The sequence below is a fragment of the Klebsiella sp. M5al genome, from assembly GCF_002090195.1.
Lineage (GTDB): Bacteria > Pseudomonadota > Gammaproteobacteria > Enterobacterales > Enterobacteriaceae > Klebsiella > Klebsiella grimontii.
Window position 1 is genome coordinate 4635394 of sequence record NZ_CP020657.1, and the last position, 16750, is coordinate 4652143.

Consider the following 16750-nt stretch of genomic DNA (forward strand, 5'->3'; position numbering starts at 1 on the left):
CTATGAAACCACGTCAGCGCCAGGCAGCCATTCTCGAGCACCTGCAATCGCAGGGCAAATGCTCGGTCGAAGAGCTGGCGCAACACTTCGACACCACCGGCACGACCATCCGTAAGGATCTGGTGATCCTTGAGAATGCCGGTACCGTTATCCGCACCTACGGCGGCGTGGTGTTAAATAAAGACGAGGCCGACCCGCCCATCGACCACAAAACGCTGATCAACACCCATAAAAAAGAGCGGATTGCCGAAGCCGCGGTCAGCTTTATTCACGATGGCGACTCGATCATTCTTGATGCCGGCAGCACCGTACTGCAAATGGTGCCGATGCTCAGCCGCTTCAACAACATCACCGTGATGACCAACAGCCTGCATATCGTCAACGCCCTCTCCGAACTGGATAATGAGCAAACCATCCTGATGCCGGGCGGCACATTCCGCAAGAAATCGGCCTCTTTTCACGGCCAGCTGGCGGAAAACGCCTTCGAACAATTCAGCTTCGACCGCCTGTTTATGGGCACCGACGGGATTGATTTAATCGCCGGCGTCACCACCTTTAATGAGGTTTATACGGTCAGCAAAGCGATGTGCAATGCCGCCCGCGAAGTTATCCTGATGGCCGACTCGTCAAAGTTTGGCCGTAAAAGTCCCAATATCGTCTGCGGCCTCGAGAGCGTGGACAAACTGATTACCGATGCCGATATCAGCCCGGAATTTAAGCAGGCGCTGGAAGACAAAGGCATCGAAGTCATTATTACTGGAGAACATCATGAGTAACTTTCTGTTAGAAGCCGGACGCCAGACCCTAATGCTGGAGCTTCAGGAGGCGAGCCGCCTGCCTGAACGCCTGGGCGACGACTTCATCCGCGCGGCGGAAACCATCATCCACTGCGAGGGCAAACTGGTGGTCTCCGGTATCGGCAAATCGGGCCATATTGGTAAAAAGCTGGCCGCCACCTTCGCCAGTACCGGCACCCCGGCATTTTTCGTCCACCCGGCGGAAGCGCTGCACGGCGATCTCGGGATGCTCGACAGCCGCGACGTGATGCTGTTTATCTCCTACTCCGGCAGCGCCAAAGAGCTGGATCTTATCGTCCCGCGCCTGGAGGAAAAGTCGATTCCGCTGCTGGCGATGACCGGTAAATCCACGTCGCCGCTGGCGCTGGCGGCGAAAGCGGTGCTCGATATCGCGGTGGAACGCGAAGCCTGCCCGATGCACCTCGCCCCAACCTCCAGCACCGTCAATACCCTGATGCTCGGCGACGCGCTGGCGATGGCGGTGATGCAGGCCCGCGGCTTTAACGAAGAAGATTTTGCCCGTTCGCACCCGGCTGGGGCGCTGGGCGCGCGGCTGCTGAACAAGGTTCACCATCTGATGCGCCGTGACGGCGACGTGCCGCGCGTAGACGTCGACACCAGCGTGATGGACGCGATGCTCGAACTCAGCCGCACCGGCCTGGGGCTGGTGGCGGTCTGCGATGAGCGCAATCACGTGCAGGGCGTGTTTACCGACGGCGACCTGCGCCGCTGGCTGGTGGGCGGCGGCAGCCTGCAGGATATCGTCAGCCAGGCGATGACCCGCAACGGCGTCACCCTGCAGGCGGAAAGCCGCGCGATAGAAGCCAAAGAGCGCCTGATGAAGCACAAAATCAGCGCCGCTCCGGTGGTGGATGAAAACGGCCAGCTGGTCGGCGCGATTAACCTGCAGAACTTTTATCAGGCCGGGATCCTTTAAGGCCCAGACGCTTCGCCAGCCGGTGCAGGTTGGCGACGTCGAGCCCCAGCGCGCGGGCGGCGGCGGCCCAGCTGCGGCCGTTAGCCGCCAGCGCGCTGGCTATCGCTTCGCGCTGGAACGCCTCCGTCGCCTCACGCAGGCTCACCGCTTCCGCCGCCGGCTGCGGGCTGACGCCCGGCAAGGCAGGCGCTTCCCCGGCCAGCTGAAAATGCTGCGGCTCCAGCACGATGTCATTACCCGCCTGCGTCGCCCGCGCCAGCACCACCGCCCGATGAATCGCGTGCTCCAGCTCGCGCACGTTGCCCGGCCACGGCCAGGCCAGCAGTCTGGCCCGCGTCGCCTCGCTTAAAATCACCTGCGCCAGCCCCATGCGCAAACGGCACTGTTCGCAGAAATAGCCGGCCAGCAGCACCACGTCATTTTCCCGCTCGCGCAGCGCCGGAACCGATAGCGGAAACACGCTCAGACGATGATACAGATCGGCGCGAAAACGCCCCTCCACCACCTCCTGACGCAGGTCGCGGTTGGTGGCCGCCAGCACCCGCACATCAACCCGCAGGCTGCGATCGTCGCCGACGCGCTGAATATCGCCATACTGCAGCACCCGCAGCAGCTTGGCCTGCAGCGCCAGCGACAGCTCGCCGATTTCATCGAGGAACAGCGTCCCGTTGTCCGCCATTTCAAATTTACCGCTGCGGTTGCTGATCGCCCCGGTAAACGCCCCTTTAACGTGACCAAACAGCTCGCTCTCCGCCACGCTCTCCGGCAGGGCCGCGCAGTTAAGGTACACCAGCGGATTGACCGCCCGCGGCGATCCCTGATGGACCGCTTTCGCCACCAGCTCTTTGCCGGTCCCGGTCTCGCCGCTAATCAGCACGTTTAAGTCGGAAGCCGCGACGATGTCGATCTCCTTCTTCAGCTGCAGCATCGGCGCCGACAGGCCAATGATCTCCTGACGTTCGGCTGGCGGATATACGATAGCCTGCTCCGGCAGCACGTTTTGGCTCTCCAGCCGGGCGATCAGCAGCGCGTTATTCAGCGCCCCGGCCACCAGCGCGGCAATCAAGCGCAGCTCCTCGTCGCTGAAGCTGTCAAAACGGTCCGCATCCATGCCGTCGAGGGTCAGCGCGCCGATCAGGGTTTGCCCGGCAAACAGCGGCAGGCCGACGCAGGCGTGCACCTTCAGGCTCTCCTGACCGGGGATCAGCCCATCATAGGGGTCCGGCAGGCTGCTATCCGCCGGGAAACGCACCACGTCCCCCGCGCGGGCAATCGCCTCCAGCCGCGGGTGGCCTTCAAGGGCAAAGCGCCGGCCAAGCACGTCCTGGGCCAGGCCATCAATCGCCAGCGGCACAAACTGGTGCGCTTCGTAACGCAGCAGCGCCGAAGCATCGCAGCCGAGTATCTGCCGCAGGGTGGTAATCAGTCGGGAAAAACGGTCGGCGTGGCCGAGATCGCTTTGTAAATCAATGGCGATTTTCGCCAGGGCCTCGACGGAGAAACTCATTGTCGCCTCATAGTCATTCTGACAATCCACATAGTCATATCGACTATTTTAACCATTGTCATTTTGACATCAACAGATTTATCGGAAAATAAAAAACACATTAAATTCAATAAATTAAAAACATGGCACGCATCTTGATATAAGCAAAATATCTTTTTTGAACAACGCTGAATTAATTGAGGTTGCTATGTCTATTCTGGTTAAAAATAACATTCATTGGGTTGGCCAACGCGACTGGGAAGTGCGTGATTTCCACGGGACTGAATACAAAACGCTGCGCGGCAGCAGCTACAACAGCTATCTCATCCGGGAAGAAAAAAATGTGCTGATCGATACCGTCGATCATAAATTCAGTCGCGAATTCGTGCAGAACCTGCGCGGTGAAATCGACCTCGCCGATATCGATTACATCATTATCAACCATGCGGAAGAGGACCATGCCGGCGCGCTGACCGAACTGATGACGCAAATCCCGGATACCCCGATCTACTGCACCGCCAACGCTATCGACTCCATTACCGGCCACCACCATCACCCGGAGTGGAACTTTAAGGTGGTGAAAACCGGCGACAGCCTGGATATCGGCAACGGCAAACAGCTGATTTTCGTCGAAACCCCGATGCTGCACTGGCCGGATAGCATGATGACTTATATGACCGGCGACGCGGTGCTGTTCAGCAACGACGCCTTCGGCCAGCACTACTGCGATGAGCATCTGTTTAATGATGAAGTTGACCAGGTTGAGCTTTATGAACAGTGCCAGCGCTACTACGCCAACATTCTGACCCCGTTCAGCCGCCTGGTGACGCCGAAAATTAGTGAAATCCTCGACTTCAACCTGCCGGTAGATATGATTGCTACCTCCCACGGCGTGGTCTGGCGCGATAACCCGACGCAGATCGTCGAAAAATATCTCGAGTGGGCGGCGGATTATCAGGAAGACCGCATCACCATTTTCTACGACACCATGTCCAACAACACCCGCATGATGGCCGACGCGATCGCCCAGGGCATTACCGACGTGGACCCCCGCGTGGCGGTGAAAATTTTCAACGTCGCCCGCAGCGATAAAAACGACATTCTGACCAACGTGTTCCGCTCGAAGGGCGTGCTGGTCGGCACCTCCACCATGAACAACGTGATGATGCCGAAAATAGCAGGGCTGGTGGAAGAGATGACCGGCCTGCGTTTTCGTAACAAGCGCGCCAGCGCCTTTGGCTCCCACGGTTGGAGCGGCGGCGCGGTTGATCGCCTGTCCACGCGTTTACAGGATGCAGGCTTTGAAATGTCCCTGAGCCTGAAGGCCAAATGGCGCCCGGACCTTGACGCGCTGGAATTGTGCCGCGAACACGGTCGTCAGATCGCCCGCCAGTGGGCCCTCTCCCCGCTGCCGGCGAGCGAGGCGCAACCAGCCGCGCCTGAGGCAACGCCCTACGCCGCGCCCGCGGTAGCCGATCTCGGCCCGAAAATGCAGTGCAGCGTTTGCCAGTGGATTTACGACCCCGAACAGGGCGAACCGAACCAGGACGTTCAGCCGGGTACACCCTGGAGCGAAGTCCCGGATAACTTCCTCTGCCCTGAATGTTCGCTGGGTAAAGATGTGTTTGATGTGCTGGCGTCGGAGGCAAAATGAGTGATGGCATCGTCATCATCGGCTCGGGCTTCGCGGCCCGTCAGTTGGTGAAAAATATTCGCAAGCAGGACCCGAACATCCCGCTGACCCTGATCGCCGCCGACAGCATGGATGAGTACAACAAACCGGATCTCAGCCATGTGGTCAGCCGCGGGCAGAACGCCGACGATCTGACCCTGCAAACGGCGGGCGAGTTTGCCGAGCAGTACAATCTGCGCCTGTTTCCGCATACCTGGGTCAGCGATATCGACGCCGATAATCAGGTTGTGAAGAGCCAGGACCGCGAGTGGCGCTATGACAAACTGGTGCTGGCCACCGGCGCGACGCCGTTTATCCCGCTGGTGCCGGGCCGCGAGCTGATGCTGACCCTCAACAGCCAGCGGGAATACGGCGCGGCGCAAAGCCAGCTGCGCGATGCAAAAAGGGTGCTGATCGTCGGCGGCGGGCTGATTGGCTGCGAGCTGGCGATGGATTTCTGCCGCGCCGGCAAAGCGGTGACGGTGGTGGATAACTCCGCCAGCGTGCTGTCGGCGCTGATGCCGCCGGAAGCCAGCAGCCGACTGCAGCATCGTCTGACCGACATGGGCGTGGATCTGATGCTGAAGTCGCAGCTGCAAAGCCTGGCGCAGAACGCCGACGGAATTCGCGTCACTCTTGACCGCCAGCGTACGCTGACGGTGGATGCGGTGGTCGCCGCCGCCGGTTTGCGCCCGGAAACGGCGCTGGCGCGGCATGCGGGTCTGCAGACGCACCGCGGCGTGGTGGTGAACAGCCAGCTACAAACCAGCCATCCGGCAATTTACGCCCTCGGCGATTGCGCGGAAATCAACGGCATGGTCCTGCCGTTCCTGCAGCCGATTCTGCTGAGCGCCATGTGCCTGGGGAAAAATCTGCTGACTCAGCAGGGAGAACTGAAGCTGCCGCCGATGCTGGTGAAGGTTAAAACGCCGGATTTACCGCTGCACCTGGCGGGCGATACCCGGCGCGAGGATCTGACGTGGCATATCGTTGCCGCCAAAGACGGCCTGGTCGCGAAAGGCGTTGACGCCGAAAACCAGCTGCGCGCTTTTGTGGTCAGCGAGGATCGTATGAAAGACGCCTTTGCGCTGCTCAAGCAGTTGGTGAGTTAGCCTGTATGAACTGACGTTATTCCCGGGTCGCGGCGTAAACGCCTTACCCGGGCTACCCAGCCGCGCATACAGATTCACAGCAGCCTGCGGTCCTGTAGCCCGGGCAGGCGCTTTGCGCCGCCCCCGGGAGCAGCGCGCAGAGTGGCATAATTTCCCGGAGGCGATGCTTGCGCATCTGTCCGGGCTACCGGCCAGCAGATGGCCATTAACCTGTAGCCCGGCTAAGCGCAGCGCGAGCCGGGGAAATGCCCAACCTACCGCGCCAGGTTATCGTATCCGCGCCAGCGGTAGTTGAGCACCGACAGCACCCAGCAGGCCGCGAACAGCCCGACCACCACAAAACCGGCGTCGCCGAGATGGTCATTCAATGCGCCGATCCAGCGCCAGACGCCGCCGCTGAGGGAAAACTTATCCATCACCAGTCCCAGCGCTTCCAGGCCGCCGATAAACAGCGCCACCACCACCGAGGTGCCGGTAATGGTCATATTGTAATAGAGCTTACGCTGCGGCTTACTGAACGCCCAGCCGTAGGCGCCGACCATCAGCACGTTATCAAGCGTATCCACCAGCGCCATCCCGCTGGCGAACAGCGCCGGAAAAACCATAATCGACCAAATCGACATCCCGCTCGACGCGCTGGCCGCAGAAATCCCCAGCACGCCGATTTCCGTCGCCGTATCAAAGCCGAGGCCAAACAGAAAGCCCACCAGATACATCTGCCAGCTGCGGTTAATCAGGCGGAAGGTTTTCCCGAACACCCAGCTCATCATGCCGCCGCCGGTCATGACCTCATCGCTCACCTTTTCGCCCTGCTTCCACGCCCGAAAGCTGCGCCAGACGCTGCGCAAAATGACCAGATTGATAAACGCCATAGCCAGCAGGAACAGCGCCGACACGGCAGTGCCGATAACGCTGCCGGTCTCGTGAAACCAGCTCATCTGCTGGCCAAACGCGGTGGCGGTCGCGGCAATCGCCGCCGACGCCAGCACCACAATCGACGAATGTCCGAGCGAGAACCACGCGCCAACGGCAAAAGGCCGCTTCCCCTGCTGCATCATTTTGCGGGTCACGTTGTCGATCGCCGCGATATGGTCGGCGTCCACCGCGTGGCGCAGACCGTAACCCCAGGCCAGCAGGCTGGCGGCCATCAGCGCGCCGCTGCCGCCGAACGCCGCAAACGCCCAGCCCCAGGCCAGCAAATTGGCGGCAATTAATGCCAGCACCAGCGCCGCTGCGCGCGGCTGCTGACGCAAAATCGTCACTATCATATGGGTATCCTTTAAGCCTGCAGGCGGGCCGCAGCGACGATCGCCTGACCGAGGGCAATGGCGCCATCGCCGGCGGGCAGCTGCTGCGGAAAGAGCAGAGTAAAATCGGCCAGATAAAAGGTCAATCGCGCCGTCAGCAGCCGGTTGTGCAGCACCCCGCCGCCGAAGGCCAGCGTGTGAATGTTCCGCGCGTTCGCGCAATCGCGCATCATCGCCGCCAGCCCGCGGGCCAGCGCATCATGAAAGGCCCACGCTTTTTGCGCCGGGCCCGCCTGCCAGCTCAGCCACTGCCGCCAGAACGTCGCCAGGTCCAGTTTACCTTCGCGCCACGGCAGGGTCACCGGATGATCCACGCCTTCGCAGGTCGCCGCCAGCGCTTCCAAACGGCATGCCGCCTCCCCCTCATAGCTCAGGGCTAGCGGCGCACAGCCCAGCGCGCAGGCGACGGCGTCAAACAGACGGCCGCACGACGATGCCTGCGGCGCATTAATACCACGCTCGATTGCTCGCGCCAGCAGCGGCCAGTTTTGCTGGCGCAGCGCGGCGGTGTCGGCATAATTCTGCCATTCAGGGACAAACGCCAGGCAGTGGGCGAGCAGATTGCGCCACGGCTGACGCGCCGCGAGGTCGCCGCCGGGCAGCGCCACCGACGGCAGACCGCCAAGATACTCACACTCGCGATAGTTGACCCGCAGGCACTCGCCGCCCCACAGTTCGCCATTTTCCCCCATCCCGATGCCGTCGAGCGTCAGGGCAATCACGTCGCCGCCCTCCAGCGGCCAGCGATGCTCGGCCAGGCACGCGGCAGCGTGGGCATGATGATGCAACACCCGCTCCACCGGCAGCATAAGCGACGCCGCCCACCGCGAAGCGCGGTAGCCGGGATGGGCGTCGGCAACCACCCGCTGCGGCGTAAAAGCGTAGATCTCCTGCATCAGGCGCAGCGCCTGCCGCCACTGCGCCTCAACGCCCTCCTCGTCGAGATCGCCAAAATGCTGGCTGAGCACCGCTTCGTCGCCGCGCAGCAGGCAGAACGTATTTTTCATCTCCGCGCCGAGGGCCAGCAGCGGCGGCGCGTCGCAAAAGCCCGGCGGCAGCGCCAGCGCGTCCGGCACGTAGCCGCGGGCGCGGCGCAGCATCTCACCGCTTTGCCGCACCACCGAATCATCCATCCGCTGCACAATCTCGCGGTTATGCAGCAGAAAACCGTCGGCAATCGCGGCTAAATCCGCCAGCGCGTCTTCATTAGTCAGCGCTGGCTGGCGGCCGCTAAGATTGCCGGAGGTCATCACTAATGGGCGCGCCAGCGCCTGCGAAAGTAAATGCTGCAGTGGATTAGACGGCAGCATCCCCCCTACTTCCGCAAGCCCTGGCGCAATCAGGTCGCACAGGCCAGCCACCTGCGCTTTGTCCAGCAGCACGATCGGCGCGGCGGGAGAAGCCAGCAGCTTTATGGCCCGTTCGGGTAGTCCCGCAGTATTCGCCAGCATCACCGCCAGCGGTTTCGCCGGGCGATGCTTGCGCGCCCGCAGCGTCGCCACGGCAGCGCGATTTCCGGCATCGCACACTAGATGAAAACCGCCCAGCCCCTTCACCGCCACGATATCACCCGCCCGCAGGCGAGTAATCGCCGCGTCTAAAGCGGCCTCACCAAATAAATGCCCCTTCGGGCCGCGCCACTCCAGCAGCGGGCCGCACTCGGCGCAGGCCACCGGCTGCGCGTGAAAGCGGCGATCGGCGGGATGGCGATACTCCGCCGCGCAGGCGGGGCAAAGAGGAAACGGCGACATAGCGGTCAGCGGGCGGTCGTAGGGCATGGCGCGAATAATGGTAAAGCGCGGCCCGCAGTGGGTGCAGTTGATAAACGGATAGCGGTAGCGGCGATCCTGCGGGTTGTTCATCTCCGCCAGGCATGCCGGGCAGGTGGCGGCATCGGGCACGATCTGCGTGCGCATGCTCCCGGCCCCGCTCTGGCGGATGGTGAAATTCAGCGGCGCGACGGCCCAGACAAACGGCTGAGTTTCTGTGCTATCGATACGTGCCAGCGGCGGGCAGCGGCGGGTTAACGCGCTGAGAAAGGCCGCATCATCGCCGACAAGGCGCACCAGCACGCCGTCGCCGTCGTTGCACACGTCGCCGCGCACTCCCAGCTGCTGCGCCAACTGCCAGACGAAGGGGCGGAATCCCACCCCCTGCACTTTACCGCGAATGCGGATCTGCACCCCGTTCATTGCGCGGCCGGATTACCAGGCCAGCGCGGTGCGGCGGCGTTTTTCGATATTCATCTGTTCGAGCCTGTTGCGGTCGACGCAAATCAGCGCGTGGGTCGGACAGGCGTCCATACAGGCCGGGCCTTCCTCACGGTGATAGCACAGGTCGCATTTGTTGGCTTCGGCTTTTTCCGCTATCACGTTCAGCCCCGCGCCGCTGTGGCGAATAACCGGGCGCACCACCACTTCCATGGCGCCGTACGGGCAGGCCACCACGCAGGTTTTGCAGCCGATGCAGCGCTCCTGCATCACGTGGACGAAGCCCTGGTCGCGGCTGATGGCGCCGTTCGGGCAGACGTTGGCGCACGGGGCGTCCTCACACTGACGACAGGCGGTGGCCGTCGACACGTTGACGCCTTTGATCACGTGAATACGCGGTAAAAAGTTTTTTGGCGTCAGCGCGGCGCAGTCCTGATTTTCCTGATGAGAGACCACGCAGGCCACTTCACAGGTGCGGCAGCCGATGCATTTGCTCGCGTCGGCGATAATGAAACGGTTCATCCATTTCTCCAGCTGTAAGAAGGTTACGCGCCGGAGTATGCATAATGCGTTCCAACTTTTATCATACTGATATTAAAGGGGGTAATTACGGGAGAGACTGTCATCGTCAGTTGTGACGATGACAGCTGACGACGTCAGGCGTGCGGGCCGGGCACCATTGAGTCGCGTTCGATCAGCTCGCCGGGGAAGGTTTGCTGAAATTTTAAATCGCCGCCGTCGAGCATAAAGATCAGCCGGTTGATGCTCTCTTTGATCATCTCCGTCACCGGCACTTTGACGCTGGAGAGCGCCGGCACCATATACGGCGCCAGCACGATATCGTCAAAACCCACCACCGAGACCTGCTCCGGCACCTTAACGCCGAGCTGATGCAGCTGTTTCATCGCGCCAACCGCCATATCGTCGTTGCTCGCCACCAGCGCGCTGTAGCCGACGCGGCGCTGGCGCAGCGTTTCGACCCCCGCCGCGCCGGTTTCCGGCGTCCAGCGCCCTTCGACGATCAGATCGTTATTCACCGCAATGCTGTGGCGGGCCAGCGCGTCTTTATAGCCCGAGAGCCGCTCAACGCCGGTTGGCGAATCCAGCGAACCGGTAATAAACGCGATATCGCGATGGCCGAGCGCGATAAGCTTTTCCACCGCCATCGTCGCCGAGGCCTTTTGATCGGACCAGACGCAGTGGCTGGCGTTGCGGCGCAGGCGGCGGTTGAGCACCATGATCGGCCGCTCATGATTTTCGATAATCTCGTCCATCTCATCAACGCTGAGAAAGCGCGGATAGATAATAATCGCATCGCAGCGCAGATCGAGCAGATACTGAATCGCCTCGCGCTCCTCCTCCGCGCTGTGCTTGCCGTCGGCGAGGATCAGCTGCCGCCCTTTGTCTTCTGTCATCCGCGCCACGTGGTAAAGCAGTTCGCTGAAATAGACGCCGTGATAAAGGGTGTTGGTCACCACCAGCCCGAGGGTCTGCGTCTTTTTCGTCGCCAGGTTGCGCGCCAGCAGATTCGGCCGGTAGCCGCTTTCGGCCACCGCCTGGAAGACGCGATCTTTGGTCTCCTGGCTGACATAGCCGTTCCCCGACAGCACCCGCGAAACGGTGGCCTTCGACACCCCCGCGCGCTTCGCGACCTCCAGCATTGTTGCCATGTGGTTATTCCTGTTGCCAATGTTGCCCGCAGTGTACTGCACGCGCGGCGCTTTTTCAGCATTTGCGCGTATCCCGCGCTGACGCACACTCCGCGATCAAAATCACAAAATCGAGATCTTATTTTTTTATTTCTTGTATGCATTCATGAAACTAATCATGATTTTGTGGAACCGGTTTCCTATATATGCATCATGCCGCTCCGCTTTCCGGCGCGGTGACAAGCCAGTACCCCATTGATAAACAGGATAAAATCCGATGTCTAAAAATTATGCAGCTCTGGCGCAGCAGGTTGTGGCGGCAATTGGCGGCGCAGATAACGTGGCCGCCGTCACCCACTGCATGACCCGCCTGCGTTTTGTGGTCAAAGACAACGAGCGGGTCGACAGCGCCACCCTCAAAGGGCTGAAAGGCGTACTCGGCGTCGTGCGTAGCGATAACCAGTGTCAGGTCATCATCGGCAATACCGTCTCCCAGGCCTACCGCGAGGTGGTCGCCCTGCTGCCGGGGGATCTGCGCCCTGTCGAACCGCAGGGGAAACCGCCGATCACCCTGAAGCGCATCGGCGCCGGGATCCTCGACGCGCTGATCGGCACCATGTCGCCGCTGATCCCGGCGATTATCGGCGGATCGATGGTCAAGCTGCTGGCGATGATCTTAGAGATGACCGGCGCGCTGCCGAAAGGCGCGCCAACGCTGACCATCCTGACGGTTATCGGCGACGGCGCGTTCTTCTTCCTGCCGCTGATGGTCGCGGCCTCCGCGGCGGTGAAATTTAAAACCAATATGTCGCTGGCGATTGCGATTGCCGGGGTGCTGGTGCACCCGAGCTTTATCGAGCTGATGGCCAAAGCCGCCCAGGGCGAGCACGTGGAGTTCGCCTTTATTCCGGTGACGGCGGTGAAATATACCTATACCGTGATCCCGGCGCTGGTGATGACCTGGTGCCTCTCTTATATCGAACGCTGGGTCGACCGTATCACCCCGGCGGTGACGAAAAACTTCCTTAAACCGATGCTGATCGTGCTGATTGCCGCCCCGCTGTCGATTCTGCTGATTGGCCCGCTCGGTATCTGGATCGGTAGCGCCATTTCCGCGCTGGTCTATACGATCCACAGCTACCTCGGCTGGCTGTCGGTGGCGATTATGGGCGCCCTGTGGCCGCTGCTGGTGATGACCGGGATGCACCGCGTCTTCACGCCGACTATCATTCAGACCATCGCCGAAACCGGCAAAGAGGGCATGGTGATGCCGTCGGAAATCGGCGCCAACCTGTCGCTGGGCGGCTCATCGCTGGCGGTGGCATGGAAAACCAAAAACCCTGAGCTGCGCCAGACGGCGCTGGCGGCCGCGGCTTCCGCGATTCTGGCGGGGATTTCCGAACCGGCGCTGTACGGCGTGGCGGTGCGGCTGAAGCGACCGCTTATCGCCAGCCTGATCAGCGGCTTTATCTGCGGCGCAGTGGCCGGGATTGCCGGGCTCGCCAGCCACTCGATGGCGGCGCCGGGCCTGTTTACCAGCGTCCAGTTTTTCGACCCGGCCAATCCGATGACCATCGTCTGGGTCTTTGGCGTCATGGCGCTGGCGGTCGTGCTGTCGTTTGTTCTGACGCTGATGCTCGGCTTTGAAGATATACCGGTTGAAGAAGCCGCCGCCGACGCCAGACAGCGTCAGGCCGGCGCCCAGGCTTCTCACGCCTGAACACCATTTTATTAACGAGGTAACGCATGGCGACTTTTCCACAGGGATTTTTATGGGGCGGCGCACTGGCCGCCAACCAGTCCGAAGGGGCCTGGCTGGAGGGCGGCAAAGGGCCGACCACCGTCGATATGATTCCCCACGGCGCGCACCGCCTGGCGGTCAAGCTGGGGCAAGAGAAACGCTTCGCGCCGCGCGACGATGAGTTCTACCCGAGCCACGAGGCGATCGATTTTTATCATCGTTATAAAGAAGATATCGCCCTGATGGCCGAGATGGGCTTTAGCGTTTTCCGCACCTCTATCGCCTGGAGCCGCCTGTTTCCAAAAGGTGATGAACAAGAGCCGAACCCGGAAGGGATCGCCTTCTACCGCTCGCTGTTCGAGGAGTGTAAAAAGCATAATATCGAGCCGCTGGTGACGCTGTGCCATTTCGACGTGCCGATGCACCTGGTCACCGAGTACGGCTCCTGGCGCAATCGTAAAATGGTGGAATTTTTCACCCGCTACGCCCGTACCTGTTTTGAAGCCTTTGATGGGTTAGTGAAATACTGGCTTACCTTCAATGAAATCAACATCATGCTGCATAGCCCATTCTCCGGCGCCGGTCTGGTGTTTGAAGAGGGGGAAAATCAGGAGCAGGTGAAATACCAGGCCGCCCATCATGAACTGGTCGCCAGCGCCTTAGCGACCAAAATCGCCCACGAGGTGAATCCGCAAAATCAGGTCGGCTGTATGCTGGCGGGCGGCAATTTCTACCCTTACTCCTGTAAGCCGGAAGACGTGTGGATGGCGCTGGAGAAAGATCGCGAGAACCTGTTCTTTATCGATGTCCAGGCGCGCGGCGCGTACCCGGTGTGGGCGGCGCGGGTATTCCGCGAGAAAGGCGTGACCATCGCCAAAGAAGCGGGCGATGATGAAATCCTGCGCCATACCGTCGATTTCGTCTCCTTCAGCTACTACGCTTCGCGCTGCGCGTCGGCGGAGATGAACGCCGGCAACACCAGCGCCGCCAATATCGTTAAGTCGCTGAAAAACCCGTACATCAAAGCCAGCGAATGGGGCTGGGGCATCGACCCGCTCGGCCTGCGTATCACCATGAATATGATGTATGACCGCTACCAGAAACCGCTGTTCCTCGTGGAGAACGGTCTCGGCGCGCGCGATGAGATTGACGCTAACGGCGAGATCAACGACGACTACCGTATCAGCTATCTGCGCGAGCATATTCAGGCGATGGGCGACGCCATCGAAGATGGCATCCCGGTGATGGGCTATACCAGCTGGGGCTGTATCGATCTGGTGTCCGCCTCCACCGGCGAGATGAGCAAGCGCTACGGCTTTGTCTACGTTGACCGCGACGATGCCGGTCACGGCACGCTGGCGCGCAGGCGCAAGAAGTCGTTCTGGTGGTATAAGAAAGTGATTGCCAGCAACGGGGAAGATTTGGTGTAGCAATTTTCCCGGCTTGCGCTGCGCTTAGCCGGGCTACAGGTCATCAACGCCCGCGGACCGGTAGCCCGGACAGATGCGCAGCATCGCCTCCGGGAATGGCAAACGCTACGGGTGACAAAAGTAGCCGTAGCCCGGGTAAGGCGTTTACGCCGCGCCCCGGGAAAAAAAGTACACTTGCTCCCTCCTGGCCGAACTCCCGGCTTGCGCTGCGCTTAGCCGGGGAACTCCGGTTCCTCAGCGGCTTCCAGCGCCGCGAAACCGCCCTGCCCCTGCCAGCCATCAAGCCGCGCGTACACCGTCGCGACCGCGTCCTTGATCGGCTGGGTCATCGGATAATAAAAGCCGACGATATCCGGCTGAATGCCTAAGAAAATCACCTCGCCGACATCCTCTTTTAGCTGATCGATCAGATAGTTGAGCGGCATATTGTGGGTGGTCATCATAAACATCTCGGCGATATCGTCCGGGTCGACGATACGGATCTCGCCGGGGTTCAGGCCCATATCGGTAGCATCGACGATCAGCAGGCGCTCGGGGCGCAGCTCGCGAATGGCGACGATGTCGTTTTCCGGCGCGCTGCCGCCGTCAATCACCACCCACTCGCCGGCGGGATTAGCCGCGCACATCTCCGCCAGCAGCGGGCCGGCGCCGTCGTCGCCCATCATACTGTTGCCGACACAGAGTAAAACGTCAGTCACGGAGTCTCCTCACCATCAGATAGATGGCGCTTTCCTGGTGAATATCATGCAGCATGCTGAGCAGGGTTTTGCTCCATGCCTGCTGCTCGGGGGTCTGCCGGGCCTGCGCTTTATCAAACGCGTTGGCCAGCATCGCCACATGATTGCTATCGATGACGATCTCGCCGTACTTCGGCACGCCTTCCATTTTGCGCCGCGCGACGCTGCCCTCTTCGAGGGTCGCAATCCACGCCAGATACGCCTGCCACGGGCAGCTCAGCGCCGCCTCCAGGCAGTCGATCACGCCGAGGTGGTGGCCAATCGCCAGGCTGTAATAGACCACCTGCTGCGCCTGGTCGGGCGTGGCGTCGTTCTCATCAATAAATTTACGGCTCAGTTGACTGAACACCACCGTCTCGCTCATCGGATACGCGCTCCCTCGACCACCTGGTTCAGATGGGTGACGATCTCGGTCAGACGCGGATCTTTTTCCGCCTCCAGCCAGCGCACCACCTGGCTATCGCCCTGCGCCAGCAGGCGCATATAGTCGTCGGCAATCTGGCGACCATAGCGATAGCCCGCCAGGCGACGCGCTTCGCGGTCAATGCGCACCCGCAGCGGCTGTACCATATCCGGGTGCAGAAGCTCGGTCGGCCGTGCATCCTGTTCCCCCGGCAGACGGGCGTGGATTTTCTGCTCCAGCAGGCCCAGCGCCATCGCGAAGCCATACAGCGTCGCGGCAGGCGTCGGCGGGCAGCCGGGAATATAGACGTCTACCGGCACGATTTTATCGGTCCCGCCCCACACGCAGTAGAGGTCGTGGAAGATGCCGCCGCTGTTGCCGCAGGCGCCGTAGGAGATACAGATTTTCGGGTCCGGCGCGGACTGCCACGCGCGTAGCGCGGGAGAACGCATCGCCCGGGTCACCGCCCCGGTAAACAGCAGAATATCGGCGTGACGCGGCGACGGCACCACTTTGATACCAAAACGCTCGGCGTCGAACAGCGGCGACAGGGTAGCGAAAATCTCGATTTCGCAGCCGTTGCAGCCGCCGCAGTCCACCCGATAGACGTAGGCGGAACGCTTAATTTTTTTCAGCAGCGAGGCCTTCATGCTGGCGATGGATTCATCCACCGTCATCGGCAGCGGAATGCCGTTTTCATCGCGCGGGCCTAATAAATTGCTCATCAGCTGGCCTCTCTCATATGGCGAGTCAGTTCAATACGGTCGGACGGCACCAGGCACTTCTGGCGTTTACACTCCGGGCAGGTCTCAAAGCTTTCGCGATGCAGCTCGGCGCGGCTGTCGCCGTTGTGTTTGAGCAGCGCGATGGCGTAGTCGATCTCTTTCTGTACGGCGAATGGCCGTTCGCATACCCGACAGTGGCAGATGGCAAAACGCGACTGCTGGAGGAAATCCTCTTTTTTCCACACCGCCAGCTCGTACTCCTGAGAGAGCCTAATCGCCGCCGTCGGGCAGACCTCTTCGCAGCGCCCGCAAAAGATGCAGCGCCCGAGGTTGAACTGCCACCCCAGCTGGTTGGCGGCCAGATCGGTCTCCACCGTCAGGGCGTTCGACGGGCAGGCGTTAACGCAGGCGGCGCAGCCGATGCACTGCTGCGGATTATGCTCCGGTTTGCCGCGGAAGTTTTTATCCACCGGCATCGGCTCCAGCGGGTATGAGTGCGTCGCGGTGCCGGTTTTGATGACTTTTTTAATAAAGGTAAACATGG

The 16750-nt window shown here is 61.1% G+C and carries 15 protein-coding genes; 6 read left to right on the plus strand and 9 right to left on the minus strand.

What is annotated here, in order from left to right; translation table 11 throughout:
* Positions 1-2: 2 nt before the first annotated feature.
* Complete coding sequence (gene srlR, locus BWI76_RS22240; protein WP_049088690.1) at positions 3-776, plus strand: glucitol operon DNA-binding transcriptional repressor SrlR; 774 nt, start codon at positions 3-5, stop codon at positions 774-776.
* A complete protein-coding gene (gene gutQ, locus BWI76_RS22245; protein ID WP_004132895.1) occupies positions 769-1734 on the plus strand; it encodes an arabinose-5-phosphate isomerase GutQ in 966 nt (321 codons plus the stop codon). The genes srlR and gutQ overlap by 8 nt, the downstream gene beginning before the upstream one ends.
* Here the strand turns inward: gutQ and norR are convergent.
* Positions 1697-3241 carry a nitric oxide reductase transcriptional regulator NorR gene (gene norR, locus BWI76_RS22250; protein WP_049099407.1) on the minus strand — a complete coding sequence of 515 codons (1545 nt, stop codon included), beginning with the start codon at positions 3239-3241 and terminating at the stop codon, positions 1697-1699. The genes gutQ and norR overlap by 38 nt on opposite strands.
* 187 nt (positions 3242-3428) lie before the next feature.
* Here norR and norV point away from each other — a divergent pair, with 187 nt between their 5' ends.
* Together norV and norW are read left to right on the plus strand one after the other, a co-directional pair.
* Positions 3429-4874 carry an anaerobic nitric oxide reductase flavorubredoxin gene (norV, locus tag BWI76_RS22260; RefSeq protein WP_004132898.1) on the plus strand — a complete coding sequence of 482 codons (1446 nt, stop codon included), beginning with the start codon at positions 3429-3431 and terminating at the stop codon, positions 4872-4874.
* Complete coding sequence (gene norW, locus BWI76_RS22265) at positions 4871-6004, plus strand: NADH:flavorubredoxin reductase NorW (RefSeq protein ID WP_004132900.1); 1134 nt, start codon at positions 4871-4873, stop codon at positions 6002-6004. Before norV ends, norW begins: the two co-directional genes overlap by 4 nt.
* 254 nt (positions 6005-6258) lie before the next feature.
* On the opposite strand, the gene BWI76_RS22270 is transcribed toward norW, so the two are convergent.
* The 4 genes from BWI76_RS22270 to BWI76_RS22285 form a co-directional block, all read right to left on the minus strand.
* On the minus strand, positions 6259-7272 hold the full coding sequence (locus tag BWI76_RS22270; protein WP_064371624.1) for a HoxN/HupN/NixA family nickel/cobalt transporter: 1014 nt from the start codon (positions 7270-7272) through the stop codon (positions 6259-6261).
* An 11-nt stretch (positions 7273-7283) separates the two neighbouring features.
* A complete protein-coding gene (gene hypF, locus BWI76_RS22275; RefSeq protein ID WP_064371625.1) occupies positions 7284-9503 on the minus strand; it encodes a carbamoyltransferase HypF in 2220 nt (739 codons plus the stop codon).
* Between the two features lie 12 nt (positions 9504-9515).
* Positions 9516-10043 carry an electron transport protein HydN gene (hydN, locus tag BWI76_RS22280; RefSeq protein WP_004134351.1) on the minus strand — a complete coding sequence of 176 codons (528 nt, stop codon included), beginning with the start codon at positions 10041-10043 and terminating at the stop codon, positions 9516-9518.
* A 134-nt stretch (positions 10044-10177) separates the two neighbouring features.
* Positions 10178-11191: a LacI family DNA-binding transcriptional regulator gene (locus tag BWI76_RS22285; RefSeq protein WP_024358443.1), complete on the minus strand. Its 1014-nt coding sequence runs from the start codon at positions 11189-11191 to the stop codon at positions 10178-10180.
* Positions 11192-11447: 256 nt separating this feature from the next.
* On the opposite strand from BWI76_RS22285, the gene ascF reads away from it, so the two are divergent.
* Together ascF and BWI76_RS22295 are read left to right on the plus strand one after the other, a co-directional pair.
* A complete protein-coding gene (ascF, locus tag BWI76_RS22290; RefSeq protein WP_004134349.1) occupies positions 11448-12890 on the plus strand; it encodes a PTS cellobiose/arbutin/salicin transporter subunit IIBC in 1443 nt (480 codons plus the stop codon).
* Between the two features lie 26 nt (positions 12891-12916).
* Positions 12917-14341: a 6-phospho-beta-glucosidase gene (locus BWI76_RS22295; protein WP_004134347.1), complete on the plus strand. Its 1425-nt coding sequence runs from the start codon at positions 12917-12919 to the stop codon at positions 14339-14341.
* Between the two features lie 212 nt (positions 14342-14553).
* Here the strand turns inward: BWI76_RS22295 and hycI are convergent, their stop codons facing one another.
* Genes hycI through BWI76_RS22315 form a run of 4 tightly spaced genes read right to left on the minus strand, consistent with a single transcriptional unit; the run spans position 14554 to position 16748 of the window.
* Positions 14554-15039, minus strand: coding sequence for a hydrogenase maturation peptidase HycI (gene hycI / locus BWI76_RS22300; RefSeq protein ID WP_004134345.1), 486 nt, complete (start codon positions 15037-15039; stop codon positions 14554-14556).
* A complete protein-coding gene (locus BWI76_RS22305; protein WP_004134344.1) occupies positions 15032-15442 on the minus strand; it encodes a formate hydrogenlyase maturation HycH family protein in 411 nt (136 codons plus the stop codon). Before BWI76_RS22305 ends, hycI begins: the two co-directional genes overlap by 8 nt.
* Positions 15439-16206, minus strand: a complete 768-nt coding sequence (locus BWI76_RS22310; protein ID WP_004134342.1) for an NADH-quinone oxidoreductase subunit B family protein — start codon at positions 16204-16206, stop codon at positions 15439-15441. The genes BWI76_RS22305 and BWI76_RS22310 overlap by 4 nt, the downstream gene beginning before the upstream one ends.
* A complete protein-coding gene (locus BWI76_RS22315; protein ID WP_004134341.1) occupies positions 16206-16748 on the minus strand; it encodes a formate hydrogenlyase complex iron-sulfur subunit in 543 nt (180 codons plus the stop codon). Before BWI76_RS22315 ends, BWI76_RS22310 begins: the two co-directional genes overlap by 1 nt.
* Between the last annotated feature and the right edge of the window lie 2 nt (positions 16749-16750).